This is a genomic window from Streptomyces sp. NPDC101166, assembly GCF_044768125.1.
Classification (GTDB): domain Bacteria; phylum Actinomycetota; class Actinomycetes; order Streptomycetales; family Streptomycetaceae; genus Streptomyces.
In genome coordinates, this window is sequence record NZ_JBIWPF010000335.1 from 1 (window position 1) to 1,069 (window position 1,069).

General features: G+C 69.2%; 2 protein-coding genes. One reads left to right on the forward strand and one right to left on the reverse strand.

Annotated elements, in window-relative coordinates; all coding sequences use genetic code 11:
- A partial coding sequence (locus tag ACIRS4_RS38905; RefSeq protein ID WP_404205108.1) for a PucR family transcriptional regulator occupies positions 1 to 535 on the forward strand: 535 nt, incomplete at its 5' end.
- A gap of 3 nt (positions 536 to 538) precedes the next feature.
- On the opposite strand, the gene ACIRS4_RS38910 is transcribed toward ACIRS4_RS38905, so the two are convergent.
- The coding region (locus ACIRS4_RS38910) for a lipase family protein (RefSeq protein ID WP_404205110.1) at positions 539 to 1,069 on the reverse strand (531 nt) is incomplete at its 5' end.

Sequence of the window (1,069 nt, forward strand, 5' to 3'; positions counted from 1 at the left end):
CTACACCGACAAGGTGCTGTCGCTGCTCAGCGTGGACGGCGGCACCCTGCTGGTGCCGGCCACCGCGGTCGCCGACGATCAGCTCGACGAGTTGGTCGAGCAGCTGTCGCGGGCCGCGCGGGTGCCGATCACCGCCACGCTGGTTCCGGCCGCGCCGCAACAGATTCCGGACGCCGCCGACCAGGCCCACGAACTCCTCGACATCGTGCACCGGCTGCGCCTGGTGCGCGGCCTGTTCCGCTTCGACGAGCTGGCCCTGGAGTATCAGCTGACCCGGCCCGGTCCCGGCCGCGACCACCTCGGGTCGCTGCTGGATCCCCTGGACGCGCACACCGAACTGCTCGAGACGCTGCAATCCCACATCAGCAACAACCTGAACCGGCAGCGCACCGCCCGCATGCTGCACGTGCACACCAATACCGTGGACTACCGGCTGAAACGGATCGGACAGCTGACCGGATTCGATCCGACCCAGCCGTCCGGTCTCTGGTATCTGCGTTCGGCGCTGGTGGCGCGCACGTATCAGGCGGGCTGACGCTCAGCAGTTGGTCGGGGCGGGCTCGCCGCGCAGGCGCGCGTCCAGCCAGCCGTACGCGGCCGGGACACCGAGCACCGCCGCGGTGAGATGGTCGGGCACCGGCTCCTGCTCGGTCCACACCTTCGCGCCCGCCGCGCAGTAGCGGTGGATGGTGTTCACCACCGCGTCCACCGGCACCAGGCCGTCGATCGGCGAATGCCATTCGAAGACAGGCATTTTCGGCACGCCAGAGTACAGCTCCAGGCTGTTCTCCGCGACCACCGACCGGGCCTGCGGGTCGTCGGTCATGACGGTGGTCTTGGCGATGTCCAGCGCGCCCTGCCCCGCGCCCGCCGCGAGAATGTCGTTGGTGCAGCTGTTGAGCAACTTGTCGCGGATGGCGAGGCCGCGGTCGTTGAGCTGATCGCTGATCGGGAACCGGTCCGGGTACTCGCGTTCCAGGCCCAGTCCGGCCGCGAGCGCCAGCCCGAACGCCGGATGCCGGTTCATGCCGAGGGTTTCCAGCATGGAGACCAGGTTCATCGGCACCCC